This window comes from Thermodesulfobacteriota bacterium (genome assembly GCA_034189135.1).
Classification (GTDB): domain Bacteria; phylum Desulfobacterota; class Desulfobacteria; order Desulfobacterales; family JAUWMJ01; genus JAUWMJ01.
In genome coordinates this window covers 1-24,769 of the sequence record JAXHVO010000138.1, presented here as the reverse complement: position 1 = coordinate 24,769, position 24,769 = coordinate 1, and the positions used below count along the sequence as shown (strand labels likewise).

Annotated in this window: 25 protein-coding genes; 10 read left to right on the top strand and 15 right to left on the bottom strand. The window is 44.3% G+C overall.

Going from position 1 to position 24,769, the window contains the following annotated elements; translation table 11 throughout:
- Positions 1-125 precede the first annotated feature (125 nt).
- Positions 126-656 (bottom strand): type I restriction enzyme HsdR N-terminal domain-containing protein, encoded by a 531-nt coding sequence (locus SWH54_20160; protein MDY6793586.1) that lies wholly within the window; start codon positions 654-656, stop codon positions 126-128.
- Between the two features lie 52 nt (positions 657-708).
- Between SWH54_20160 and SWH54_20155 the strand changes: the two genes are divergently transcribed.
- The gene (locus tag SWH54_20155) at positions 709-1,764 is read left to right on the top strand and encodes a deoxyguanosinetriphosphate triphosphohydrolase (protein MDY6793585.1); all 1,056 of its coding nucleotides are present in this window, start codon (positions 709-711) and stop codon (positions 1,762-1,764) included.
- A gap of 33 nt (positions 1,765-1,797) precedes the next feature.
- The gene (locus tag SWH54_20150) at positions 1,798-2,364 is read left to right on the top strand and encodes a hypothetical protein (protein ID MDY6793584.1); all 567 of its coding nucleotides are present in this window, start codon (positions 1,798-1,800) and stop codon (positions 2,362-2,364) included.
- 54 nt (positions 2,365-2,418) lie between these two features.
- Here SWH54_20150 and SWH54_20145 read toward each other — a convergent pair whose 3' ends face one another.
- Entirely contained in the window at positions 2,419-3,795 is a 1,377-nt protein-coding gene (locus SWH54_20145) for an NAD(P)H-dependent oxidoreductase (protein MDY6793583.1), read from the bottom strand.
- Positions 3,796-4,102: 307 nt separating this feature from the next.
- On the opposite strand from SWH54_20145, the gene SWH54_20140 reads away from it, so the two are divergent.
- Positions 4,103-4,921: an MBL fold metallo-hydrolase gene (locus tag SWH54_20140; GenBank protein ID MDY6793582.1), complete on the top strand. Its 819-nt coding sequence runs from the start codon at positions 4,103-4,105 to the stop codon at positions 4,919-4,921.
- A 417-nt stretch (positions 4,922-5,338) separates the two neighbouring features.
- On the opposite strand, the gene SWH54_20135 is transcribed toward SWH54_20140, so the two are convergent.
- From SWH54_20135 to SWH54_20125, 3 genes are all read right to left on the bottom strand, one after another.
- Positions 5,339-6,403 carry a galactose-1-phosphate uridylyltransferase gene (locus SWH54_20135; protein MDY6793581.1) on the bottom strand — a complete coding sequence of 355 codons (1,065 nt, stop codon included), beginning with the start codon at positions 6,401-6,403 and terminating at the stop codon, positions 5,339-5,341.
- Between the two features lie 123 nt (positions 6,404-6,526).
- Positions 6,527-7,561 carry a 4-hydroxy-tetrahydrodipicolinate synthase gene (dapA, locus tag SWH54_20130; GenBank protein ID MDY6793580.1) on the bottom strand — a complete coding sequence of 345 codons (1,035 nt, stop codon included), beginning with the start codon at positions 7,559-7,561 and terminating at the stop codon, positions 6,527-6,529.
- A 437-nt stretch (positions 7,562-7,998) separates the two neighbouring features.
- The gene (locus SWH54_20125) at positions 7,999-8,331 is read right to left on the bottom strand and encodes a hypothetical protein (GenBank protein MDY6793579.1); all 333 of its coding nucleotides are present in this window, start codon (positions 8,329-8,331) and stop codon (positions 7,999-8,001) included.
- A 242-nt stretch (positions 8,332-8,573) separates the two neighbouring features.
- Here SWH54_20125 and SWH54_20120 point away from each other — a divergent pair, with 242 nt between their 5' ends.
- Positions 8,574-9,200, top strand: coding sequence for a tetratricopeptide repeat protein (locus SWH54_20120; GenBank protein MDY6793578.1), 627 nt, complete (start codon positions 8,574-8,576; stop codon positions 9,198-9,200).
- A 365-nt stretch (positions 9,201-9,565) separates the two neighbouring features.
- Here the strand turns inward: SWH54_20120 and SWH54_20115 are convergent, their stop codons facing one another.
- The gene (locus tag SWH54_20115) at positions 9,566-9,712 is read right to left on the bottom strand and encodes a hypothetical protein (GenBank protein MDY6793577.1); all 147 of its coding nucleotides are present in this window, start codon (positions 9,710-9,712) and stop codon (positions 9,566-9,568) included.
- 71 nt (positions 9,713-9,783) lie between these two features.
- On the opposite strand from SWH54_20115, the gene SWH54_20110 reads away from it, so the two are divergent.
- Positions 9,784-10,887: a hypothetical protein gene (locus SWH54_20110; GenBank protein MDY6793576.1), complete on the top strand. Its 1,104-nt coding sequence runs from the start codon at positions 9,784-9,786 to the stop codon at positions 10,885-10,887.
- 132 nt (positions 10,888-11,019) lie between these two features.
- Complete coding sequence (locus tag SWH54_20105; protein MDY6793575.1) at positions 11,020-11,175, top strand: hypothetical protein; 156 nt, start codon at positions 11,020-11,022, stop codon at positions 11,173-11,175.
- Between the two features lie 31 nt (positions 11,176-11,206).
- On the opposite strand, the gene SWH54_20100 is transcribed toward SWH54_20105, so the two are convergent.
- On the bottom strand, positions 11,207-11,902 hold the full coding sequence (locus SWH54_20100; GenBank protein ID MDY6793574.1) for a transglutaminase-like domain-containing protein: 696 nt from the start codon (positions 11,900-11,902) through the stop codon (positions 11,207-11,209).
- A 260-nt stretch (positions 11,903-12,162) separates the two neighbouring features.
- Between SWH54_20100 and SWH54_20095 the strand changes: the two genes are divergently transcribed.
- Positions 12,163-12,576 (top strand): hypothetical protein, encoded by a 414-nt coding sequence (locus SWH54_20095; GenBank protein MDY6793573.1) that lies wholly within the window; start codon positions 12,163-12,165, stop codon positions 12,574-12,576.
- A gap of 146 nt (positions 12,577-12,722) precedes the next feature.
- A complete protein-coding gene (locus tag SWH54_20090; GenBank protein ID MDY6793572.1) occupies positions 12,723-15,149 on the top strand; it encodes a penicillin acylase family protein in 2,427 nt (808 codons plus the stop codon).
- 28 nt (positions 15,150-15,177) lie between these two features.
- Here SWH54_20090 and SWH54_20085 read toward each other — a convergent pair whose 3' ends face one another.
- Together SWH54_20085 and SWH54_20080 are read right to left on the bottom strand one after the other, a co-directional pair.
- Entirely contained in the window at positions 15,178-15,795 is a 618-nt protein-coding gene (locus SWH54_20085) for a DUF2284 domain-containing protein (GenBank protein MDY6793571.1), read from the bottom strand.
- Positions 15,796-15,966: 171 nt separating this feature from the next.
- On the bottom strand, positions 15,967-16,581 hold the full coding sequence (locus tag SWH54_20080) for a DUF3786 domain-containing protein (GenBank protein ID MDY6793570.1): 615 nt from the start codon (positions 16,579-16,581) through the stop codon (positions 15,967-15,969).
- A 419-nt stretch (positions 16,582-17,000) separates the two neighbouring features.
- Here SWH54_20080 and SWH54_20075 point away from each other — a divergent pair, with 419 nt between their 5' ends.
- Positions 17,001-17,573: a hypothetical protein gene (locus tag SWH54_20075; protein MDY6793569.1), complete on the top strand. Its 573-nt coding sequence runs from the start codon at positions 17,001-17,003 to the stop codon at positions 17,571-17,573.
- A 36-nt stretch (positions 17,574-17,609) separates the two neighbouring features.
- Here SWH54_20075 and SWH54_20070 read toward each other — a convergent pair whose 3' ends face one another.
- On the bottom strand, positions 17,610-18,497 hold the full coding sequence (locus tag SWH54_20070; protein MDY6793568.1) for a FlgO family outer membrane protein: 888 nt from the start codon (positions 18,495-18,497) through the stop codon (positions 17,610-17,612).
- 500 nt (positions 18,498-18,997) lie between these two features.
- Here SWH54_20070 and SWH54_20065 point away from each other — a divergent pair, with 500 nt between their 5' ends.
- Entirely contained in the window at positions 18,998-21,334 is a 2,337-nt protein-coding gene (locus SWH54_20065) for an ATP-dependent DNA helicase (GenBank protein MDY6793567.1), read from the top strand.
- 302 nt (positions 21,335-21,636) lie between these two features.
- Here SWH54_20065 and SWH54_20060 read toward each other — a convergent pair whose 3' ends face one another.
- The 5 genes from SWH54_20060 to SWH54_20040 all read right to left on the bottom strand — a co-directional run bounded on the left by SWH54_20060 (position 21,637) and on the right by SWH54_20040 (position 24,644).
- Positions 21,637-21,945, bottom strand: a complete 309-nt coding sequence (locus SWH54_20060; protein MDY6793566.1) for a hypothetical protein — start codon at positions 21,943-21,945, stop codon at positions 21,637-21,639.
- A 119-nt stretch (positions 21,946-22,064) separates the two neighbouring features.
- Complete coding sequence (locus tag SWH54_20055; GenBank protein MDY6793565.1) at positions 22,065-22,535, bottom strand: hypothetical protein; 471 nt, start codon at positions 22,533-22,535, stop codon at positions 22,065-22,067.
- A gap of 445 nt (positions 22,536-22,980) precedes the next feature.
- Positions 22,981-23,130, bottom strand: a complete 150-nt coding sequence (locus tag SWH54_20050) for a hypothetical protein (GenBank protein MDY6793564.1) — start codon at positions 23,128-23,130, stop codon at positions 22,981-22,983.
- Between the two features lie 28 nt (positions 23,131-23,158).
- The gene (locus SWH54_20045) at positions 23,159-23,782 is read right to left on the bottom strand and encodes a class II aldolase/adducin family protein (protein MDY6793563.1); all 624 of its coding nucleotides are present in this window, start codon (positions 23,780-23,782) and stop codon (positions 23,159-23,161) included.
- Between the two features lie 178 nt (positions 23,783-23,960).
- Entirely contained in the window at positions 23,961-24,644 is a 684-nt protein-coding gene (locus tag SWH54_20040) for a DNA alkylation repair protein (GenBank protein ID MDY6793562.1), read from the bottom strand.
- Positions 24,645-24,769 lie beyond the last annotated feature (125 nt).

Here is a 24,769-nt window from a genome sequence, read left to right as displayed (position 1 = left end):
CGTGTTGTTAATCAGAAATAATCCTTTTTTTTAACCCGTACCTCGCAACTCGTAACCCGCAGCAATATCGCATGACACAAAAATAAGCTGCTGTTATAAGCTGGTAATTTGCGTTGTCGGGGTAATTACAAAGAACAACTCCCGTCGATTTCAAAAGCATACATGATTCTTGACTCCATTTCAGCCCGTCTGGAGGGAATGGGCTCAAGGTGAATATCCGCAACCCGATGGGTAAGTTGCTGTCTGTCAGGTATTGATTCAAAGCCGATAGAAATAACCTCATTGGTATAGCCGTCAAGGACATCTGCATCTTCGCCGTTGGTTATAACAGCAATAGGCACCTGGTAGGGGGCCACAAGTCTTGATGCCGCCAGTACAGGCCGATGCCTGGTTACCATCGAGCCGGGACTGTATTTTATTATCATGCAGATCTTATCTGACAAGGTGATCATAAAATCAATCTTCACCACAGCCTGGTTTATCCCTGCCCTCACAGGAAGATCCCAGCGTGATTTGATCTGTTTTTTGCTGTAGTCTTTCTGTTCTACAAGCAACCGCGCCAGTTTTTGCCTGTACCGCTCATCATGGGTATCCTCGATGGTTTGGCCGGTGATAAAATCGACCAGCTCGCCAAGTATTAAATGACCCGAGTTCATTTCAAGAAATTCCTCTTTACATATAAAATTGTCTTTGAAATAATAAAAAATTATGTCAATTCGAGAAGAATTCGAAAAACGTGAAAAAAATTTTATGTCGCCTTTTGGATGTCCAAGCGCAAACACAAAAGGCCGTGTAAAAGAAGAGGAGCCCTGTCCGGTTCGAACCGCCTTCCAAATGGACAGAGACCGAATCGTTTATTCAAATGCCTTCAGACGGTTAAAGCATAAAACCCAGGTTTTCCTATCTCCTCTGGGTGACGAATACAGAACACGCCTGACACATACCTTGGAAGTCGCGCAAATTGCAAGAACAATCGCGCGTGCCATGTTTCTGAATGAAGACCTTACTGAAGCCATTGCCGTGGGGCATGATCTGGGGCATACGCCATTCGGTCATAGCGGTGAAACCGCACTTCAGGAAATATTTTCCCATGGGTTTTCTCACAATCAACAAAGCCTCAGGGTGGTAGAAGTGCTGGAAAACAAAGGGGTGGGGCTTAATCTAACCTATGAGGTTCGGGATGGTATTTTAAAACACTCCAAAGGATATGGCAAGATTATCCCGGATGATCCCAGTGAGCAGGCTTGCACCATTGAAGGCAGGGTTGTAAGGGTGGCGGATATCATGGCTTATTTGAATCATGATCTGGATGATGCCGTACGAAGCGGTGTGATCACCGAAGAGCAAGTCCCTGATTCATGTGTAAAAAATATCGGTCGGACTCATTCAGAGCGCGCCACAACCATGATCAGAGATCTGATTTTTTCCAGTGGAGAGCAAGACGGAGAACTTCAATTGCGCATGAGCGATAAGGTATATTCCGCCATGACTACTTTAAGGCAATTCCTCTATGATAACGTTTACCGCTCTGCCCGTGTCCACAACGAGTTTGTAAAGGCGAAAAAGATCTTATCCGAGCTATACTCCTATTTTCTAGATAACGAAATGATGCTTAAAAAAGAACTTAAGGGGATGGAACTGGCTGATTTCATTTATAAAAATCAACCATACGAACTGTCGGTGTGCGATATTATTGCCAGTATGACAGACCGATATGCCATGAACCTTTATTCCAAGCTCTTTTTCCCTTCTCCCCTTGTTTGACGGTAGCCAATGCACCTGTGTTACGAAAAAGTAATGGCTCAAATGGATATGGATGGCTTTTTAAATCAACTTAGAGCTATCTATGCATTAATGGATCTTAAATACAAAGAAGCCGCCGCTTACTACGGATTCGACTGCACCGGATGCGAAGACAACTGCTGCATGACTCGTTTCTACCACCACACCGTTTTGGAATACCTGTATATTCTAAAAGCGTTTCATCAACTCGATCCCGAAAAACAGAACGAAATTAGAGTAAACGCAGTGGAAGTGAGACGAAAATCGCTGGAAGCCGACAGAAAAGGAACACGCCTTCGCCGCATGTGCCCGCTTAATGATAATGGCAAGTGTATCCTCTATTCCAGTCGCCCCATGATATGCAGGTTGCATGGGATCCCACACGAACTTCATCGTCCCGGTCGAGATATAACATACGGATCGGGATGCGAAGCTTTTTCAAAGTATTGTGGCGAAAAAGATTACTTCAGGTTTGACCGGACTCCATTTTACCTAAAGATGGCCTCTTTGGAAAAAGAGTTGAAACAGGCGATCGGTATCACCACCAAAGTAAAAATGGCCATAGCGGATATGTTGGTATAACTGATATTTTCATTAGAAGCAAACAGTCGTTTTTCAATCTTAGTTCGGTTCGACTTACCTTTCAAGCACCTGTTGAAGTGGTTTGATCATTTCTTTTTCCATTCTTTTGTTCACTTCTTTTCTGAATACCGGTGATTTTGACAGCAGCAGCATGATTGCATTTTGAAGTCGCATTTTATATCTTTTTTGCGGAAAATCAAATATTCCCATTTTTTTGTAAGCCACGTAATCCGCTCTGAATGGAAAGCGAAGCCTTCCCCAAATTTCATCTCTGAAAATTTTAGTTCCGCCCACACCGAGAAAGGTGGGCGGTTTGAAATAATTGCGATCAGCAAACTGAACAAGACGATGGGCAAGACATTGTAATAAACGATCAATCTCAGCCGAATCCCCATATTCATCGGTGACGAAACCGGCGGAATTTGCATGTTGAATTTCAACGTACGCCTCTAGGACCTGCCGAAGGTTGGGGATCTGATTTAACGGGCCGGAAATGATAAACCCGACATGTTTTCCAGCCAAGGATGGCTTGTGACCATTAAAAAAAGATCTGTCAAAAAACAATTTACATCTGGCAGACAAATACCTGTCTTTTATGGTTCCCGCCCAAACAATAATATCTGCAGCCTTTACCTTTGTATTGTAGAAATCGATATAGTCATCCTTACCATCATAGACGCATTGATTATCGTACCCGCAATGAATGCATCCCAGGCACGATCCTTTGATATGTAAATCGTGTAAATTGATTGTTTCAATTTTTGCGGAAAAGGCTCCCTTAAATCTTTCAATCATCCCTGCCAGGTTATTATGGTGGCTTTCAACATCCGTCACTATTAGGATTTTCTTGTTGCCCAATTCTGTTTTATTCTTTACATCACCTGGATGATAGTCAAAATTTCGCCAGGTGAGCGGCATATAATTTTTTAGAGTGAATGTATGGTTTGCAATGGTGTTAAAAAAATTCTCAGCAAACAGATGCAGTCTTTGTCTTTCTTTGGTTTTCATTAGATCATACATATCCGCAGAAAACGACCCGACATATCTCATTTTGAAATCGTCACAGACCGCATGCATATAATTATGAGCCGTATGATCAAAAAAATGAATCGATGTGGATAAAAAAGCGGTGTACTTATTTTGCAAAGTCTTTTGTGCATCTTTTTCTATAATCAGTTCAACAAATCTTTTATAGTTCGCCGGCACGAGGAAAAAATAAACCGGTGACGCCCATAATACGCCATCTGAAACACTGATCTCATCAATAATATGCTGAAAAGCCTGTGGCTCTTTTTCTATCTTTCTAATTTTTTGAGAAATGTTAATCATTTTCAGTTCGTGCTGGGGGAATTCTTTTTGGATGAAATGCACATACTGCATTGTAACGCTGGTTTTGCCTTTGGGACTTCCATTCAAGACACTGATTTTCATTGCCACCACTCCTTATATCTGATATTTCGATTGTTGAGGGCTGAACCGAATGAGTTGGGATGTTCCAGATTATAGTAGTTGCAGATTGACATAAAAGAAATAATAATAAAACCTTCGGCATAACATGCATTTTTTTCTTCAGCTGGGTTTAGAGATCATCAGTACAATACATCCTGACGGCCTCGGCAAGGTTTAAAAGTTGTAAAAAGAGAAATAAATACTGAGGAGCTAATTTGAAACAATTAATAGGCCATTCGAGCTTTGACACTATTTTCACTTGCATGAACGAAAGCCGCCAGAGTATCCAATGACTTCTGACAAGGATGCACCAGAACTCTCACCGCCGTGTCCGGATTTCACGCTTTCGGTTTGCATGCTTGCAAGCGGAAGCAAGGGAAATGCCACCTATGTTACCGATGGTTCAACTTCAATACTGATTGACGCAGGCTTGTCAGGTATTGAGATCCAGCGCAGGTTGGATACAAAAGGTCTTTGCCCGGAAAATCTGAACGCCATTATTGTATCCCACGAGCATTCAGACCATATTCAGGGCGTGGGGGTTCTTTCCCGCCGTTTTAATATACCGGTGTATATCAGTCATAAAACAAAAAAAGCCTCACCCCAACTGGGAAGTATCGCTGATCTGAGATATTTTGAGTGTGGCACGGCCTTTAATATCAACCATTTGTTTCTACATCCTTTTTCCATATCTCATGACGCCATAGACCCGGCGGGTTTTACCGTAGAAAAAAACGAAACAAAAATAGGGATTGCAACAGACCTGGGTGTTTCAACTTTAATGGTTAAACAACATTTAAAAGAATGCACCCTGCTAATCCTTGAGGCCAACCATGACCCGGACATGCTGATAAACGGCCCCTATCCCTGGCCTTTGAAACAGCGCATCAAGAGCAGAACCGGACACCTTTCCAACCATGACTCGGCAACCCTTCTCAAAGAGCTTCTCCATGACCGCCTCCGTCATGTTGTCCTGGCCCACCTGAGTGAAATCAATAATACCCCTGAAAAAGCCTTAAGCACGGTGGGAAGTGCATTAAACAACTGTAAAACCAGGCTCGATGTGGCCACCCAGGATAAATGCACCAAACTATTATATCTTAAGTGAGGGGTCGGGGAGTTTCCTATCAATGGCCTTTTTTATGAACCGTTTGAGCTATAACGATTGTTAGCGGTTCGTCCGGTGGAGCGCCCATTTGCCCGTATCAGCCTTAACAATCATTTCGAGAAACCGGCGTTCGGTCCGCCTGCGGCGGACTGAGATTAGATTTGAACCAGCCCCAAGGGACAGAACCCCACGGCAACGTTTGTCGTCTCTGCCTGTATGGATTTAACTGAGAAGATAGGGGGCGTGTACAGAGTGCCGGACTTATTTGTTAAGGCTGATACGGGCAAATGGGCGCTCCACCGGACGAACTGAGTAGAGATTGAAAAACTCCCCAACCTCTCATCATAAATAAAACTTAATAATGGGCTATCCGGTCTCGGGTTTAAAGGCTTCGGGTTCCGACCCTCTCTGGGTGAATCAGGGAATCGGCTGTTCTCTTCTCCAAAAAGGTCTAGCCTTTTCCGCGGTCTCCTCGGGTGCAGTGAATGTGGTCATATCTCCCAGCATGACTTCAAAGCCTGTGTGGTCATTTCTAACCCACGGTGCGTAATTGGAGCGCGCAAGGATCACCATGCGCAGCTCGAGGGGTATCTTTTCATCTTCTATAAACAAAACTCCTAAGTTGTATCCATTCCTGCAAAAACTTCGGTAAAACCTCTGGGTGTTTAAAACTCCTTTTGCCAGGTCTTGCCAATCTGAATCAGCCAGTTGGCGAAAAGATGTTTTTTGGGGAAATATTCCCCAGATTTCAAAAAATCCTTCCGGGGCAAAGGAAGCCACCCACTGCCATGCACCGGTATTTCCTATATACCGGCTGCCATCTTTTTTTTCATGTGCCAAGTAATCGGAAAAAAGGCATGCCCCTGTTTGATTATAATAGCTCAGGGCTCTTTTTCCTATAAAGCGGTGGTGGTTTGGAGCAAGCCTGTCTGCGTTTATCTGCAGGTGGGGATGCAACAGCGAACCACCGGCTGAAGGAAGGTGGTTCTGGGTGATTGCCATGTAGATCGCATCGGGATCGTTGGACAGGACACGATCGAAATATTTGCTGCAGTTTAGAAAACTACCGGTATACGATGACAAAGAGGCCTGGCCTATCTCTACGAAATGCTGGTTGTCAAAAAGACTCACCGCTGAATAGCTCCCATAGGGAAACAGGTTGGGGAACAGGATTGATTCATCATGCACCAGGCGACGTTCGGGTGAGATTTCAGGCAAAAGCTGCGGGGTTTTCGAGTTCACTCCGGGTCTGCAAAACGGGCATTCGGAAGTGTTATTCGCGTCAGGTGGCGGCTGGGGAAGCCTATCCGTACCCGCCTCCTTTTCATCAATTCGGCTGTATGCAATTCGACATGTACGCCGGGTAATGGGATTGGTGCGAATCTCAATTAATTTTTCAACCACCTCTCCGGAAGGCGCGATGAACCTGGCTGACACAGATTCCTTGTCAAAATTAAGGCTTTCAAAATGATCTTCGGGCATGGGTGTTTGATATGTTCTAATCAGGTTGCGAGGTATGTGTATCGAGTTGCGGGTGCTTAATCGGAAATATTCCTTTTTTATAACCCGTACCCCGAAACTCGCAACCTGCAACTCGTATCCCGGTTAATATTCCTCGTAATACAGCCCTTGCAGAACAGATGGGTCATTTAAACGATTCTCCACATCAACACCGAAAAAGTCAGCCAGCGGTTTGAATATTTCAGGATTGCTGTTTTGTACTTTGTTCGCAGCATCTATCACGGTGTTTAATCCTTTTTTAGTCATTTTCCCCAAGGGTTGCCTGCATCCTCCTGAGGGCATACCGAGAATAGACATCAATGTTTTTATTGCAAGAGGATTTCTGGCCCGGCAAACCGCTTCGCCATATGGTGTGCTTTCCATGGTACTCACAGTAACGAGGCCAAAAAGAGGTTTGAGCCCGGACAGCAGGTTTTCAGCTTCATCCGCACGGCCATCCTCAAGGAGCTGAACCATACGCGTAATGGCCCCTGGAGTCACATTTGAAGCTACAGATATGACACCGGCTGCAGCAATCTGTTGATTGGTCATCATTTCATAAGTCATACCGTCATCGCCGGATAAAATAGTAAAATTCGGCCCACAACATTCTCGGGTATGCTTCATGTTCTGTATATTGCCGGTGGCTTCTTTTACCGTGCTTACGTTTGGAAATTCTTTATTCAACAGGGCAAGATCTTCCGGTAAAAGTTGCGCACCTGTCCTTCCGGGAATGACATAGGGAATCACCTCCACATCAGGAAAGGCTTTTGCCACCGGGCCGACATATTCTTTGCGGATTTCAAGGGAGCTTGGTCCATTATAGTACGGATCAACCAGCAAGGCTGCATCTGCACCTGATTTGACCGCGTGTTCGGTGGCCGCAATGGCTTCCTTGGTGTTATTGCTTCCGGTGCCCGCAATACACAGGCATTTGTTTTTTGTTTTGCTTGCCACCACCTCAATCACTTTATTATGTTCTTCCCATGATAAAACAGGGCTTTCTCCGGTAGTGCCGACAGCCAGAATACCGGTTATGCCGTTTTCTATCTGAAAATCTATCAGCATGTTGAGTCCTTCCTCATCGACTGCATCTCCTTTAAACGGAGTAACGAGTGCTGTGTAACATCCTGTTTTCATGTGCCCTCCCTTTTAACTTCTCAATAAATATAAATGGTTTTTTAAAATAATCTTGGAACAGTCTGAAAAGCAAGCTTTAATAACCGCTGGATTCGAAAATATTCTTAGGATCCTGCAAACAGGGGATGAAGGAAGAAAGTTGGAATGCAGCATACATGAGCCTGGGAAAAAATGCCCCCTTTTTTATTAAAAGAAACGTTTTCCCTGAGTCTCAATGGGGGCGCAATGGGTCTGGAAATCAACCACTCATTGGAATTGGCACACCGATTCAACCCAGATTCGAAGTCCGGGTTTACCTGGTCAATCCGATTGAGCAAAACCGAAAAGGTCAACCTATGTCGAGGATTTTGCCATAGAGGATCCACCAAATATGGTCCGAAGCAACATTGCAAAAACAATCAGTGGTTTATTTCCAGGCCCTAAACCCAATAGCAATACTAACGCCCGCCGGTACCTCTTCCGGATATACCCCTTCCTGCAAGTGGATTATAAAGCTTGGTGATTGCAAACTTCATACAATCAAGGGACTTAACTTCGGATATGACTGACATAAGCGTATTCTCACCATCTTCCGGGAGGATACATGTATTCGAATCGTCGAAGGTACAACCATCAAAACCCTTAAGAAGTTTCTTTTTGTCCTTTTTTGTCATACCCACCTGAATAGCCTTTTTACCGTCTATTTCGGTAACCTGATCGGCCAAACCGGCATCTTCAATCTGCTTGAGTTTTGCATCATCCAAAAAAACATTAATGTAATAATCCGCCATGAGAACCTCCTCCTTTTCAGATTTCAAATAAAAAAGTCCCTTTTCTCTCTAACCTTGATATCCGGTTTTTATATTATCAATACTTTTCCCTGTCAAGTAACTATTGTTGCGTTTTTTATAAAGCCAAATCACGGTCATTCGTTTTTTCTTGACAATCAACAGTTGCTGCCATACTTAGCCTGCTGAGCATTCAATTTCCCAAAGACTTTTGAAAAATAACCATTATTTATAAGGACAAAATCATGCCTAAAGCAAAAAATGCGGAAGAATATATTGCCATGCAGCGGGCTGCCCTTGCCGGCAACCCGGAATGCGGAACATCTCATTATAACCTTGCTGTTGCTCTCCTGGGACTGAAAAAATACGATGAAGCCCAAAATGAACTTTTTGCTGCGCTTGACTGCAGCCCGAATCTTGCCGAGGCTTATGTACAGCTGGGAGGAATCTGTCTGCAAAAGGGAGACCTGGAGGGTTGCCTTGAATATAATAAGCGAGCGGTAAAGTCCAGGGCCGGATTTTCCGAGGGCTGGGCAAACATAGGCTTTGCACAGCTTCAGCTGGGAAATATTGAAGAAGCAATTACCGCTCTTGAAAAGGCGACCAGATGGAACCCAAAATTTCTTCAGGCTTACACCACTTTAGGAAATGCTTATTTGATGAAAGGGATGGTGGATGAAAGCATAGAGGCCAATATGAAGGCGCTTAAACTTGAAGAAGGCTTTGCCGTTGCCCATAATAATCTTACGGTGGCATACCTTGAAAAGGAGCATTATGCAATGGCCGTGCAGCACTGCGACAAAGCAGTTGAACTCGGCTACGAAGTTGCACCGGAAATACTCAAAGAGATCGAAAAGTACAGGAAAAAGTAGAGGCTGCGAGTTCGAAGAACGTTGCCTGGATCTTTCCCTTTAACCGCTCGCAACCGATGACTCGTCATCTGGATCAATCAATTCGGCCTAGCGCTTTGTCTCTGATCGGACCCAAAGACCCAGGTTTATTTAATAACTCAAGTTTCGCACCCCGGTTTGGCGGAAAGAAATGCCCTGACGGCACGTAACATATAAAATCAGATGTGAATCGAAACGGTTATATTTTTTTCTGTAAGGGGATATGTGGGTCATCTATTACCCCTTTTCGCAGTGTCCGGATAGTTGGGATAGACCGTCCCTTTTATATTGTTTAGCAACGGATAGACTGTATCCCAAATATCCGGACGCGCTGCAACTGATTCAATTCATATCCCCTGGAAGAAAATAATATAACTGTCTCGATTCACACCCTTAACATCAATCGGCGCTTTAACAATTCCGGCTCCACCGTTGTTAAGGGGTGCAAAACTTGAGTTAATAAAATAATAATGCCATGCCGAACCAGCCGCCATTTAATTATTTCCTCTCCAACATAAAAAATCAGGTTCAAAAAAACAGCAATCTCTGGAAATCATCAATACCTGTGAGCCGGAAACAGCCCAAAGGGTCTTCCGGCATTCATTTTTGCCATGGGGATTATTTTACAGCAGCCCAATCTTTCCTTTCGGCAAACGATTGTCATATAATCTTAAGCGCTGTATCGCAAATCAGCAATCAATCCCTAAAACTTTCAGATATTAGCAGGGTGAATATCTTTCAGGAAAAGCACGGAGAATTTTATCATCCTGCACGGATCGAAACGATTGTGGGAAGAAATAAGTTTTCCTTTGTATTGAATGTGGCTGTTTCTGCAACAGGAAGAAGATGTATTGCCAGAGAATATGAACTATTGCGAAAATTGGGCCGCAAATTTCAGCATTCATACATCCCCGATGTTTACGGCAAAGATGAAATCTGCCTGGACAACAATCTTAACGTAAGTATGTTTTTAGGGCAATGGTTTGAAGGATACAACGAATTTCACCTCTCGCCTGGACCGACTGGTTCAGGCAAAAGAATACGGGTATGGGACCCTGCAAACAGCGGCATTTTTCTTTCAAAAAATCAGACAAGAACCCTTTACCGGCGGGCTGCCATGATTCTGACTTTATATTACGACCTGGAGACCTTCAATCAAATATTTCCCTGGCACCATGCCGCAGGAGATTTTGTTATAAAAATTAAACCAGACGGGATGGACCTGAAACTCATTACTGTCCGTCAATATGCGCCATTATTTGACACTCACCATATCACTGATGGAAAATACAAAGATTTAAAGTTCATCATTGATGGTATGCTGGTATTTTTTTTAAATCTGTCCATCAGGATGCGCCTTGACAGATTAGACGGAGTCGGAGATATTGTATGGTCTGATGATTGCGCGGTTGAAGAAACCCTTAAGGGGTTTTATCAGGCACTGACATTAAAACCACAAAGTCGTTTAATTCCTTCGCCCCAGGCTGATTTTTTCCTAGATTACCTGTCAGCTTTACCGGAGTCACAGCTATACGACCTGTCTTTATCCATTGCAAATGCATATAATCCAGCAGCCCCGGAAGTCACAGTCATTAAAGATCGCCTTAAACCGCATGTGGCAAATCTTTATCACTCAATTAAAGTGAGGGATCGGGGAGTTTCTTATTAATGGCCTTTTTTGTAAACCCATTGGGCTTTAATAATTGTTATCAGCTCACCCGGGGAAGCGCCCCTTTTGGCCGTACAAGCATTAACAATAATATCGAGGAACAGACGTACGGTCCGATTAGGCGGACTGAGATTGGATTTGAACCAGCCCCATAAACAGATTCCCACGGCGGCAATGATCGTAGCTGCCTGCATTGATTTAACGCAAAAGATAGGGGGCGTGTACAGAGTGCTGTACTCATTTGTTAAGGCTTGTACGGCCAAAGGGGCGCTTCCCCGGGCGAGTTGAGTAGAGATAGAAAAGCTCCCCGATCCCTCAATTAAAGCACATCCTCCCGGCTAAAATCGCGGGGCGATATTCCTCCTGACTGTTCGAAAGCCTCGATCCACTTCCTGACCCTTTCTTCTCCATAGGTCCCTTTCCATGCAGACAAAATATCATCAAGCGGAATATCTGCGTAACTACCGTGATTCTCCAGGTATTCCATAAACTGTTTTTTCTCCAGGCTGAATGGCTGGAAAATAGAGTCCTCCCGGCCGTTAAATTCAAGGGGGACAACCTTATGCCTTCGGCAGAGTTCGATATTAAAGGCAGGTGTGGCTTTAACCCATGTTCCGTCCAGATAAAATTCGGTGAATCCGTGATAGACAAACAGATCCGTACCTAAAAACTCTATCAGTTGCCTGGTGGCCAGGTGATTTCTCACGGTGGCAAAGCCGATGCGTGACGGAACTCCGCACGCTCTTCCCAAAGCACAGAGAAGGGATGCCTTGCTCACACAATACCCCCTTCCGCTTTTTAACACATTACTTGCCCGGTAGTGCTCGGGACGGTAAAACGGATAATAGGGATCATACCAGATCCCGTCTCTGACCGCATAGTAGAGTTTTACCGCCTTTTCAACCGCCGGGCTTGCTGCAGTATCAATTATTTTTTCAGCATGTTCAATAATAAGCGGGCTATCGCTGTCGATCATAGCGGTCGGCAAAAGATATTTATCATCAATCTTGCCCATTTTTCCTCTCTTTCCTCAAATGTAGTGTGATTGAATATCGCAATCTTTCGTTTCGTCTTTGTCAGGCAGTTTGACCCTATATCCGATTTACCCCGGGGTTGTCAAAACAATCATTTCATCAGAGGCAGACATTTAAAGGAATGGCCATGGTTTAAAGCGCAAATTCTGAACCGGCAAGACCGGTTTCCCGCTTGACACTCCGTGCCCGATTAACTATATGCTGATGTATTAAACGATCTTAAACAACAAACTGAGACCTGATGACAAAAACAATAGGCAGCATAACCTTTATCTATCTCATAATCTTAGTAACCGGATGCCATTTTGCCGGTGTTTCTGAGCATTCACCCATTAACGCCCAAACACTTGCCGGCAACTGGCGCAGCACCATCATCACATATCCCAATGACCCTATTTTCAAGAACCACCCGCCGATTACCAAGCCTGGAAGCGTGGTACTCCTCTTTCAGCATAACGGTCATTTTATTTTCAGCTGGGAGGATACACATGTTTCCGGCACTTATCATGTGAACGGGCAACACCTGGTTTTCACCAGCCCGAAGGAAAAAGAGGCCATCCAATGCCTGGTCGAATTTAAAGAAAGCTGTTTAACCATTAAAATGCCGGATGGATTCAAATTTAGCTTTGTTAAAACCAATTCAGCGCCTGATTAATCTGCAGGTAAACGAGTTGGTTAACATTTTAAACGACGGGTAAAAGGTAAGTGAGTTATATTCGAATTGAATTCGAAGATGCCGGACTTTAAACGGCAAAGCAATCTGTGTCAGTCGAATTAACCTGACCCCAAAGGAGAATAGACATGAAGTGGTTAAAAAGATTTTTCGCCCTGGTTATCATTCTATTTATGGTGATCATTGGTGCCGTTGTTATCATCATCAACCCATTCGGTGCTTCTCCGTTGAACAGATATACCAGAAACGGAGACCTGACCCTTTCGGGATTGTCGGCTCCTGTAAAGGTGAAACGCGATGAAAAAGGCATGGCCTATATTTATGCCCGGAATACGGAAGATCTTTTTCTGGCTCAGGGGTTTGTTACCGCACAGGACCGGCTGTTTCAAATGGAACTGACCCGGCTTTTTTCCTCCGGCCGAATATCGGAGTTGGCCGGAGAGAACGCCAAGAGTCTGGATATCAGGATGAGGACACTCGGTTTTTATCGCAATGCGAAAAAACACACCAAAGTCCTCAATGATAAAACGCGAACATATCTGCAAAAATACGTGGACGGCATCAACGAGTTCATCAAAACCCGACCCAAAAACATTCACCTGGAATTCAAACTTGCCGGCATAAAGCCGGAACCGTGGAACATCGCCGATCCACTGACTATTTTGTACTACATGGGCTGGGGTAGCGCTGCCAATATCGATACTGAAATCATTGCCCAAATGCTGGTCGAAAAGCTGGGAGCGGCCAGAGCAGCTCAAATTTTTCCCATCACCATAAACCCTGATGATGAACTCCCGGCAACTGCGAATATCACCCGTCCATCTTTTCAGGCCGCTCAGCTGGATATGGCGTTTAAGCAAAATCTTCTTTCTTTTTTAGCCGATGGCCCATTGGAAATCGGCAGCAACAACTGGGCAACCGGCGGCGATATGTCACCCGCTGGTAAACCCATTGTGGCAAACGACCCTCACCTGAACGCCAACATTCTGCCGGGCCCGTGGTATCCCTGCGGATTGATTACCCCTGATATGCGCGCCGTGGGGGCAACCATTGCCGGCATTGGCGGGATGGTAATCGGCCGAACCGATCATGTGGCCGTGGGAGTGACCAATGCCTACGGCGACACGCAGGATCTTTATGTTGAAACAGTGGACCCGAATAATCAAAACAACTACCTCGAAGGAAACCGATCCATACCGTTTGAGGTGATTGAAGAGACACTGAAAATCAAAGACAAAGCTACACCTGACGGTTTCCGGGAAGAAAAGATCAAAATACGCCTCACCCATCGGGGCCCGATTATTTCAGGAGTAATGCCGGGTTTGAAAACCGACAAGGTGATATCTCTGCGGTGGTCCAGTGTTGAATCCATGGGGCGCTCCATTGGGTTTGAGCAATTTTTGCAATGCCGGACAGTTAGGGAACTTCGCCAAGTCCTTAAAGATGTTAACCAGATCGCCTTGAACTTTGTTTTTGCTGATTCTAGTGGTAACTTCGGCTGGCAAACCACAGGCAGGCTGCCCATTCGCACTCAGGGTGAAAGCCTAGTCCCCTATGTGGTTAAAGATGATAAAGACAACTGGACCGGTTGGATACCCTTCAACGATATGCCCCACGCCCTTAACCCGTCACGCGGCTGGGTCGGCACCTGCAACCACATGACGGTTAAACGGAACTTTCCCTATTACTATACCACCCATGCTTCACCTTCCTATCGGTATCGACGCTTGATCGAACTGATGGATGCGCCGGGCAAAAAATCGGCGGATGATCACTGGAGGTTCCAGCGGGATGCGGTCAATCTCATGGCCGGGAAAATTGCTCCGGTAATGGCCAAGGCTCTTTTAACTCATGAGGATACAAAGAATATGGGAAGTATCCTGTCTGCCTGGGATTTTATCGACCATCCGGAAAAAGCCGCGCCAACCGTATTCCAATCGGTGTACCGAGAGTTTGCCTTGCTTGTTTTTTCCGACGAACTGGGTGAAAAACTTGCTCAAACCATGCTGAATAACTGGTACTTTTGGGAGGAACGGCTTCAGAAAATGGTGCTTGAAGGAAAGTCTTCATGGTTTGACATGGTAAACACAAAAGATAAAAAGGAAACCTCTGATGACATTTTTTATCAGGCAGCAGTAAATGCGGCTAAGAAATTAAGCCCTATTTTGGGGGAAGATCCTGCCAAATGGATATGGGGAAAGGTGCATATACATGAACTTGTAAGCCCTATCCGCAGGTCAGGCGCCGGTAAGCAATGGCTGGGTGGTGGTTCCCATCCGTCGTTCGGATCAGGAGAAACCCTCTACCGCGGGCTCTACCATTTCAACCAGCCCTTTAAAATTACCGTTTCCGCTTCTCTCAGGATGGTCGCTGATTTGGCTGATACTGATAAAATCCTGGCTGCTTTACCCGGGGGCGTCACCGGGCGACAGTTCGATCCTCATACCACAGACCAGGTCGAATCTTTCATGAACGGCAACAAGGTTTACTGGTGGTTCAGTGACAAAGCCATAACAGAACATACAAAGGATACCCTGACCCTTAGACCGCTTTAAAATTTGTTTGGCATCGTTGAAAAATAGTTTAGCCAATCAGAATCAGTCCGCAAATCGGTGCGGTTGAGCCTGTATCGGAGTGAGTTGAATCATTATACCTGCTCATCGTCCAACCGGCCGACTGCATCAGCTTGGACACGTTGATACCGAAACCGGACATGGATGGGCGGGCATGCCGGGGGTTCCGGCACTCGCCGTTTCCCATCAGCACACTGCAGCCTTCATAGTCATGACAAAAGATTTTTTTACAGGAACCGCCGGCAAATGCTTTTGAACCGGGGTACCCTGTGTGAACGGCTTTCTGTTCGATATCGGCAACCATTTCATGAAGCAGTTTCATGATATCGTGCCGTTCACCGGAAAGCAGGATCTCCAGGGGGACATCGATCTTAACCACGATCGCATATTCATAACTTTTCAGCAATTTCCGGAACCCGGATGGGCCTGAAACGTAAGGTGGGCAGCTGGTTGACAATCCGTAACCTTCACATCGGCCTTCCCGGCACAGATTCGCCAAACCATCCTCAACCACAATGTCAGCTGGGGAAATAACCGCAGCACCGCTTGCACCTGATCGGTAGGCCAACCGAACCAACTCCTTTAACCTACGGCTGATGGTATCATGGTGCGATAATGAGTTTTTCAATTCAAACGCCCTCCATTACCGTCGCTGTCCGGAGTGTAAAGGTCACCATTAACGCTATATCAGCCTTTACCGCCCAATTTGATAGTAATTCTAAAAAATATGTTTCGTTTTAAATGAGGAAACTGCCTGAGTATATAACAAGAAACCGTGGGCGGAATTATCCCCTGACCGTTACTGTGTCGCATCGTTCAGATAAGTAAAAAGACACCTCCCGACCATTGCCAGGCATTCCGGATCCAAATAATTTTCTGTCCGCCTTTCAAAAAGTACAGAGCATGTTGCGGGAAACTCATCGTCGGCATCGTAAAAAAGCATCACCACCGGAATCTTCGGGAGGGCATAAAATTGCATACCCAGATCGCAGGAAACATCAATATCCGGTGCGTATCCTTTCAGTGCCCTGCCGGCATTTTTCAGATCAGGTATTCTTCCACTAAAATTATCAGCGATTGCCCGCTCTACATCATTGGCAAAATAACTGGTTAACGGACCTGAATCTTTAAGATCTCTGAATGATACCCAATCGCTACTTTTAGGATCAATCCGCGGGCAAAGAAGAATATATTTGCAGAGTATCACACACATATCGAGCGTTGGCTGTTTTCCACCTGAATCGAAAATACCGGCTGCAGAAACTTTATGGGGTTGGCCGAATAACGGGATGGCCATCTCATTATTTTCCACTTCTACCCCCAGCTTTTGTTTTACGGAATTAAAATCTATTCCGCCAACCTGTGCCAAATAATTTTCATAGGTTTGTTTAAATACATTTTCATTTTCCATCATCTGTCCCCTGTGGTTTCTTACCAATTCGGTATGTCACGCACCGCCTTTTATTCATCGCCCCATGGGGCTAACAAGATTGGTTTATTTGCCCCGCATATCAATAAGTTATAATAAATCAGGTTGTTAAGTTAACTGGGTGAGACCTTTTTGTTGACATTAAAAACATAATCTGAATATACTTCAACGGCGTCGTAAAAAGCCTTATCTGCTGCGTGGGTAAGGTTCCCGGAAACTCATCATGCCATATGCATAATCTTTCGTCCCTGAAAAATCAATACGCCTGGTACATGACTCTTGAAACGATGCCTTCCGGTGATTACTCCGCGACTTTTTACCAATTCACTTTCTTTTGGACTCATGCAAGTAGGTTCAGACGCAAAAATAATTTCATCTTTTAATAGTTGATTGAAGGAGAAATCATGAATTTTAAATATCATCTTGAAACGGCATGGGATCTGACGCTGAAGTTCATTGCACCCCTTATTTTTATGACGCTGGTCATGTTTCTTTTATGGTTTTTTACTATCGGCATTCTGGCACCGGTGACGTTGGCCGGCTATATGCATTCTATGCTCTTAACAGTCAGAGATGGCCGTGAGCCGAAGATACAGGATTTATTTTCTCACATGAAGCTCTTTTTGCCCTTGTTAGGATTTTCAGCTCTGGTTTTTATTGCCACCATGATCGGATTCATGCTGCTGGTTCTGCCGGGAATAGTTATCTCACTGGCCGTATCATTCTGCTGTCTTTACATGCTGCCCCTGATGACAGACAAGGAGCTGGGGCTATTCGAAGCAATACAGGAAAGCTATAAAATGATTACCCATGGTGTATTCATTGATCAGATCGTGGTTCTAATCTTGTTTCTAGGTATTTCTGCTGCCGGAAGTGCTGTTTTTATTGGATCGCTTTTTACTCAGCCTTTGGCCACCATTTTTCTGCTCTCGGTTTATGAAGAGAAAATAAAACAGTCCGCTCCAATACAAACTTAAATAAAGAATCAATAAAAGAACCGCTCATCTTTACAGCTAATATTTTCTCGGGACCGGGCGTCTCCGGGGCCGGCGCGGGTCATGTTGTTCTTCAAAAGCCAACAGCACTCTGAGTTCTTGTTGTAATTTTCTTCTTAATGCCGGTCGGTCTCGCAAAAGTCTGCCCACAATTTTTTTCTGCTCGCGTGCATTTTTTATCCGGCCGGTCTTATAATAAGCGATTCCAAGATGAATACGCGCCCTGGCATCACGGGGATTTTTTTTAAGTGCAACTATAGATCGTTGAATCACTTTATTCCAGTTTTGCTTCTCGGGGAATTTTTTTGGTGCTTTCGCCGTCGTTTTTTCCGGTCCAACCGCTTTGGATGCTAACATCGAAGCGGACGTATCAACGGATATCGGGGCAGATGCGGTTGCAGTCGATAGAGCCACCCCGTCTTTTACCTGGACCAGGCGAACTGAAAGTTTTTCTTTTCCCTTATCCACACAGTAGGTGCCAATCAGTAAAAGTTCAACATTGGAGATGCTGCCGAATTTTTGTGCCGCATCATCTGATAAAACGCCGGTGGCCGACAATTTTATTTCATTTAGAACGTTTCCCAATTGACTGCGTTCCACCACGGTAAAGACTTTTTCATTGATCATGGCGTTGGTCAGTTCTTCCACCATCAGTTCGGCATCATCTTTTGATGCCTGCCCCAGATTTTTTAGAGGAACCACCGCCACTTTCCTGCTAATTCCAAGATTTCCCTTTTCCGCAAGGTCTCTCACCACCTGCCCGGCAAGGGTGAGATCCTGTTTTTCTTCCGGGACCTGAGGTTTATCCGCCTCTCCGGCATCCTTTTTTTCACCTGTTGCTGCACAGCACATAATCAGCGCAAGCACTATCCATAAACCAATGATTGCTAAAATATGCTTTTTCATGTTAAGCCTCTAATCAAATGAACTTGTTTTTATTTCAGCCAATTATGGCAAAGAGGGCCTGGCGTGTCAAGCCTGCTTAAGGATTTTGCTGGAAGCCGGGATATGTAAATCGCGAGACCTTTGAAAAATGGTAATTTTCGAAGTCTACGCTTATCTGTTCGAGTTCAAGAAAGGCGAAAATTTCAACCACATGAATATATTGAATATTTCAAGGATTGAAATTTGAGCCTGTCGAAGCGAAGCGTAGATCCCGCTCATCGGGGATGCAGAAATCGGACAAAAAGTGCCGTTTTGCAAAGGTCTCATCGCTGAAATTACCAGCAGTAACCGGAAAAGGTGTGGACTCAGTTTGACATTTCCTCTTTCTTTCCGGCAGCTGTCAAACCGGTTTTGTTAAAAATAACTCGGTTTAAAATCGCATACGAACACAATAAATCATTCATCTCGGTGAATATGAACAACACGTCACTGATTTTTTATACGCCCAATTATCACTTGATTTGAAAAAAACACTCAAAATAGCGGTTCGGGATCTGGTGACTCATGTGCTGCGCTCGGGAGACTTATCATTTGAATTTTTATCCTCCACCCGACCGCTGGATGCCATTCGAATCCATCAGAAAATCCAGCAATCGCGTCCGGAAAACTATCGTTGCGAGGTGGCGGTCTCCCATCAAATCGAAACCGATTTATTCAAGTTAACCATCGGCGGCAGAATCGACGGGATCTATCAAGAATCCGATGGTGCGTTGATTGAAGAAATAAAAACCACCACCCGAACCCTGGATTATGTTAAAAGCCATGAGAATCCCATTCACTGGGGTCAGCTAAAAACCTATGCCTATTTTTATGCGCTGGACCATGACCTGAATGAAATCGACACGCAGCTGACCTATTTCCAGGTGGATACCGGCGAAATCCACCATGTCAAAAAACACTTTACACTGGCGGAACTTGAGGTCTTTTTCCGGCACCTGGTGACCGTTTACCTGCAATGGGCGGAAACCCTTGTTCGCTGGGAGACTTTGCGTGATAAATCTATTGGCGAGCTTCAATTTCCCTTTGCCCACTATCGCCCGGGCCAGCGTAAAATGGCGGTGGATGTTTATCGAACCATTAAACATAATGGTCAGGAGTTGATTCAGGCCGCCACCGGCATCGGCAAAACCATGGCGGCCATTTTCCCCGCAGTTAAAGCCATGGGTGAGGGCCTGACCGCAAAAATATTTTACCTGACGGCCAGAACCACCGGTCGCTTTACAGCGGAACATGCCATAGATGAGCTGCGCCATGCCCGCATTAGGCTTAAGTCTCTGACCCTCACTGCCAAGGATAAAATCTGTTTTAAACCGGACAGCGCCTGCAGTCCGGAGGAATGTGAATTTGCCCGGGGACATTTTGACCGGGTCAATGAAGCTATTAATGCCATGTTCCACCAGGATGCTTTCACCCGCATTGCCATAGAGCAGGTGGCCCGTGACCACCGGGTGTGCCCCTTTGAATTTTCCCTTGAACTGTCGCTGTGGGCCGATTGCATTATCTGCGACTATAATTATGCATTTGATCCGCGGGTTTATTTGCGCCGCTTTTTCCTGGAACAAAGTGGTGAATACACCTTTTTAATAGATGAGGCGCATAATCTGGTGGACCGCTCGCGGGAAATGTTTTCAGCCGAGATCTTTAAACAGCCGTGTCTGGATGTCAAGCGTGCCATACGCAAAGAGCTCCCTCCCATTTACAAAAGCCTGGGAAAAATCAATTCCTGGATGATCAAGGCCAGGAAAAAATGTGACCAATCCGCACCGGCATACCACCAAAAAGAGGCCCCGGAAGATCTGTTTCCCCTGCTGCGCGGTTTTTTGAAAATGACTGAGCGGTGGCTGTCGCTCAATATAAAAACACCCTTTCGCGAAGAATTGCTGGATCTGTTTTTTACCGTATCCGGTTTTATGAGGGTGGCGGAACATTACGGCGACAGCTATGTCACCTGTTTGGAAAAAATAAAAAAAGATGTCAAACTCAAATTGTTTTGTATCGATCCATCTGTCCAATTGGGCAACGCCTTGACGCGCTGCAAGGCAGCCATCTTTTTCTCGGCCACCATGACCCCCATGGATTATTTCAAAAAGATCCTGGGCTGTGATGCAGGTGCCACCGGCTTAATTTTGCCTTCGCCATTTCCCGGGGAAAATCTCAACGCTTTGGTTTGCGACAGGATATCCACTCTCTATCGAGATCGGGATACCACCAAGAAACAGGTGTCGCAGGTCATCCGCACCCTTGTCAGTCAAAAAACAGGCAACTACCTGGTTTTCTTTCCGTCATATGACTATATGATGATGGTATTGGAAGCTTTTCAATCCGATTGCCCGGAGGTTGAGGTGATCATTCAGGTTCCTGGTATGAGTGAAAACCAAAGAGAAGCATTTATTAACCGCTTTAGCAGGGAAAACCGTCAAACCCTGGTCGGTTTTGCCGTCATGGGCGGCATATTTGGTGAAGGCATTGATCTGGTGGGCGAAAGACTGTCCGGGGCCGTGGTGGTTGGTGTCGGCCTTCCCGGGATCTCACCGGAAAATGAATTGATTCGCAACTATTTTGCCGATCATCATAATGCCGGCTTCGAGTATGCCTACCAGTATCCGGGCATCAACCGGGTGCTGCAAGCCGCAGGCCGCGTGATTCGTACAGAAACCGATCGGGGAGTCGTTCTGTTAATTGATCAGCGCTATGGAACTCACCGCTATCGATCTCACCTCCCCGGGGAATGGGATCTCGTTAAAGTGCAGAGTCGGGAAAAGTTGGCCCTGGCTTTGCAAAAGTTTTGGAGAAAGTAGCCATTATTTCGCAAAAAAACACCGAGCAGTCCAGGGCCAGGCGCATCCTGGCCAAGATGACCTTTCAGGTGTTTTTTCTTTTTTCTCCCGGCCGCCGCCGTAGTTTATCGGTTCGATGCGGAATGTGCCGGATTTTTACTGGCCCTGGCCGGCAAGATCATGTTTTTGGTATCCACCATCGGCGCGATCTATTTCGGACCTCATCAGCTGCAGAAGATTGTGAAAAAATAACGTCGCTTTTCATCCTCAGCGAATAGCCGTCTTCTGCGAAGGGCTGTTTATTTGGCTGGTTACATAATCATTCAAATCCCAAGCCAAACCTTAGCTTCTTCCTGGCTGCGAAAAACCATCACATTGTATTTATCCTCACCGAGTAAGGCCCCATACATTCTTCCCAGGCCAAACACATAATTTTCCTTGCAATAAATGGCTATCCTGATTCTTTCATTTGTATCCAGAAGCAACTTTCGTCGTTGTACCATCTCATAAATATCGTCATTGCTTAGCTCAATAGTAACATCAGAATAGTCGGCAAAAACGCGGTATCTTTTTTTTAAATTAAAGGCGGCAGCAGCCGAAAAGTACGAAATGATATCATCAAGTTTAATCACACCTTTGGCTTTTGAAAAAATAACGTTACGTTTACTGTCATAATCTATGGAGATTGGAATGCTTACCTCCTTTCAGCCGAGCATTAGATGTGGTTTCGCTAACCCACTGCAACTTGTTGTTATGCAGCCATAGCGCCAATGCCAATTTGTGAAAGAAATGAGACAACCTTTGATTTTATTTTATCTCTAATTTTCCTGGCACCTACCTTTCTTTTTTCTTCCGGACCACTGAGCTTTGTAGAATCCGGAATTGACCAGATGACCGTTTTAGCCTTTCTCGCGAAAAGTATGTCAATAGTTCTTTTGAATAGAGGGCACTGCTCCTTTGAGACATTATAGCAAAGAAAAATAACGTAGTCGAAAATATCTCTTTCTTTGTATCGTTTATAGATAGGCTTCGGTGATTCTGCAGGAAGTTCAATGCCCATTTCCCGCATTACATCTATCGTCAGCTGACTGATTTTCCATGGGTCGAAGCAGGAACTGTAAGCTTCAATTCTTCCAAAAGCGATCTTTTTGACAATCGCTTCTGCCATTCGGCTCCGTGCCCCATGACGTGCACAGACAAAAAGAACCTTCTTTCTTTCCATTTCACCTTCCTTTTAAACAATAACGTACTTTTCAGCTTTCTAAAAACAAGTGTGATTCAAATTGTTGTGCCGGTAAGGCTCTTGGCACTACCGGCACAAACACATTAAACGATGTAGGTTAAATATAAAAATATTGAGAAAAAGGGAATACCAAAAATAAACCATTTAATTGCCGGGTTTAAACTGGCATTAATTCATGGACATAAGGTAGGTTTTGAGGCTGGTCAGGTTAAGTTTTTTCTGAGGGTCATCTCCCGATTAGTTGTAGTTAATTCAGACAAGGCAGGTGAATCATCTTCAAATTAGTCGGTGTGGTTCCAGAGGGCTCCCTCCAAAGGCGGATTTACGCTACGCTCCAACAAGGGGCCAAGGATTCAAGGGTTCGAGTGAAATACTAAAGAATTACAGGGTGTTGAATGTCTGGTGAGCGTCATACGAATTCTGTTTACAGATGTATCAAATAACAGCAAAATTCCCCAATGAAGTAAGATACGGTGCCAAAAATCCTGGGTTCTTTTTGACGACCTTCATCAGCGATGGCAATGGTGATTGTTTTTTTGTGGACATCCATACCAATAAATTTCACAGTGTTCATGGCCTGCCTCCTTGGTTGTGGCTCTGTGTTAGCGGTTCTTTTGCTTACCAAGTAGATGCAAGTGGGTATCAATAACTATATCACAGGCAGAATGGATATCCGGTCCTATTGCCACATATCCGTGATTTTTCAAAACAATTATTCGTTTTGCTTTTTTAAACGTGCAGATAGCCATGTTAGCAAGTTCAACAGTGCCATACGGTTCTTCATGTTCTGATTCTTCAATCTCTCCTGACAGTAATTCCGTTCGGGTGGCAAATTCATCGTGGGCATGAATAATGGCTTTGGTTTCCATATAATTTTTATAAATAAGCCAATGCATGATTGACTCGGAAGAGGGTTTGATTTCCCCATGATAGACGACAAACTCATCTCCAACATCACATTGTTCAACAAAAATCAGCTCTTCTTTTTCTATGATCCCTAAGTTAGCACCTGAAGCTGATATAATAAAACCATTTTCATGTCGTATACTTACGTTACCACCATTTTCAGGTGTCATGTTATAATTTTTAAGGCGATCACAGTTTTGTTTGAACTGAATATAATAATCATTCACGTTAATTGGAAGCTCTTTTGAACGTTGAAGTGATTTAAATTTTACCCCAACATAACCATCCATCAGCTTTTTTACTTTTTTTTCATAATTCATGATCTGAATTCCCATAATTACATGAAAAGCGATTTTAAAAATCCTAAAAGGAGGTACCGTGATTTTCCATAAACAATTATATCAAAATATGATTTGGACTCTTTATCGGGGCTAACTATCATTCGTCTTCACCGGCCAAGCCGTGGGTTTGGTCCGGTGGAAGGAGTTATTATACTTTTTAATTCCTAGGATATCCCAAAATATTTATTTTTTCTTTCGTTAATTCGTTTAATGCATTATTAGCGATCCATTGAGCACTTTTTGAGTTTAGTCGTTTGATTTCCTCTGCTGTTGCTATCGCTTTTTTGTTTAGATTGATATTCCTTTTGCCTATTTGACGTAATGCCCAATTTACGGCTTTTTTAACAAAATTCCTTTCATCAGTCGATTCTTGTTTGATGATAGGGAAAAATCTTTCAAATTTGTTATCACTGCTTATTTTATCATGAAAAACAAGGTGTGCCATTAAAGAGAAGGCTGCTCTTTTTTCGTATTCTCTTTTGCGGTTACACCATTCAAAGATTTTTTTGCATGCAAAAGGTGTTTTTACAAATAAAGAACTACAACAGCAATCGCAAATGTCCCAAGAATCAAATTTTTTCACCCATGCCTCCATTTGGAATTCCGTTACTTTTGCCGGTTCGTCGATCATGCTGGCAAGTTTTTTTGCTTCATGGATGCCTGATTTAAATAGATTTAGTGCAAGGAAGTGATTTGTGCCAATCCCCTTTGCCAATATTTTTAAATCTTTTACCATTATCCCGTAGGCATTTTTTGCTAAACTACCACGGTTACGTTTTGCCTTGGCGATTTCAGGATTAGATAATTTTTTTAGTTGCTTTAGTACTTCTGAATAATTCATTTTTAGTATAACCCCAATTGAGCGAAAACTTATGCTGCTTTTTTAAATTCATTTTCGTTTAGAGTAGTACAAATGTTACGATAAAGTAATTCAGTTTCATTGTTCTTTGTCAATTCGATGACTTT

Excerpts from the sequence above, each read along its gene's own strand:
- SWH54_20100 (MDY6793574.1), bottom strand. The coding sequence starts at position 11,902 with ATGGGCAAGATTGATGATAAATATCTTTTGCCGACCGCTATGATCGAC.
- SWH54_20075 (MDY6793569.1), top strand. The coding sequence starts at position 17,001 with ATGAATTTTAAATATCATCTTGAAACGGCATGGGATCTGACGCTGAAG.
- SWH54_20040 (MDY6793562.1), bottom strand. The coding sequence starts at position 24,644 with ATGAATTATTCAGAAGTACTAAAGCAACTAAAAAAATTATCTAATCCT.
- SWH54_20155 (MDY6793585.1), top strand. The coding sequence starts at position 709 with ATGTCAATTCGAGAAGAATTCGAAAAACGTGAAAAAAATTTTATGTCG.
- SWH54_20140 (MDY6793582.1), top strand. The coding sequence starts at position 4,103 with ATGACTTCTGACAAGGATGCACCAGAACTCTCACCGCCGTGTCCGGAT.
- SWH54_20095 (MDY6793573.1), top strand. The coding sequence starts at position 12,163 with ATGACAAAAACAATAGGCAGCATAACCTTTATCTATCTCATAATCTTA.
- SWH54_20160 (MDY6793586.1), bottom strand. The coding sequence starts at position 656 with ATGAACTCGGGTCATTTAATACTTGGCGAGCTGGTCGATTTTATCACC.
- SWH54_20150 (MDY6793584.1), top strand. The coding sequence starts at position 1,798 with ATGGCTCAAATGGATATGGATGGCTTTTTAAATCAACTTAGAGCTATC.
- SWH54_20120 (MDY6793578.1), top strand. The coding sequence starts at position 8,574 with ATGCCTAAAGCAAAAAATGCGGAAGAATATATTGCCATGCAGCGGGCT.
- SWH54_20080 (MDY6793570.1), bottom strand. The coding sequence starts at position 16,581 with ATGATGGAAAATGAAAATGTATTTAAACAAACCTATGAAAATTATTTG.
- SWH54_20115 (MDY6793577.1), bottom strand. The coding sequence starts at position 9,712 with ATGGCGGCTGGTTCGGCATGGCATTATTATTTTATTAACTCAAGTTTT.
- SWH54_20070 (MDY6793568.1), bottom strand. The coding sequence starts at position 18,497 with ATGAAAAAGCATATTTTAGCAATCATTGGTTTATGGATAGTGCTTGCG.
- dapA (MDY6793580.1), bottom strand. The coding sequence starts at position 7,561 with ATGAAAACAGGATGTTACACAGCACTCGTTACTCCGTTTAAAGGAGAT.
- SWH54_20145 (MDY6793583.1), bottom strand. The coding sequence starts at position 3,795 with ATGAAAATCAGTGTCTTGAATGGAAGTCCCAAAGGCAAAACCAGCGTT.
- SWH54_20045 (MDY6793563.1), bottom strand. The coding sequence starts at position 23,782 with ATGAATTATGAAAAAAAAGTAAAAAAGCTGATGGATGGTTATGTTGGG.
- SWH54_20050 (MDY6793564.1), bottom strand. The coding sequence starts at position 23,130 with ATGAACACTGTGAAATTTATTGGTATGGATGTCCACAAAAAAACAATC.
- SWH54_20125 (MDY6793579.1), bottom strand. The coding sequence starts at position 8,331 with ATGGCGGATTATTACATTAATGTTTTTTTGGATGATGCAAAACTCAAG.
- SWH54_20090 (MDY6793572.1), top strand. The coding sequence starts at position 12,723 with ATGAAGTGGTTAAAAAGATTTTTCGCCCTGGTTATCATTCTATTTATG.
- SWH54_20055 (MDY6793565.1), bottom strand. The coding sequence starts at position 22,535 with ATGGAAAGAAAGAAGGTTCTTTTTGTCTGTGCACGTCATGGGGCACGG.
- SWH54_20135 (MDY6793581.1), bottom strand. The coding sequence starts at position 6,403 with ATGCCCGAAGATCATTTTGAAAGCCTTAATTTTGACAAGGAATCTGTG.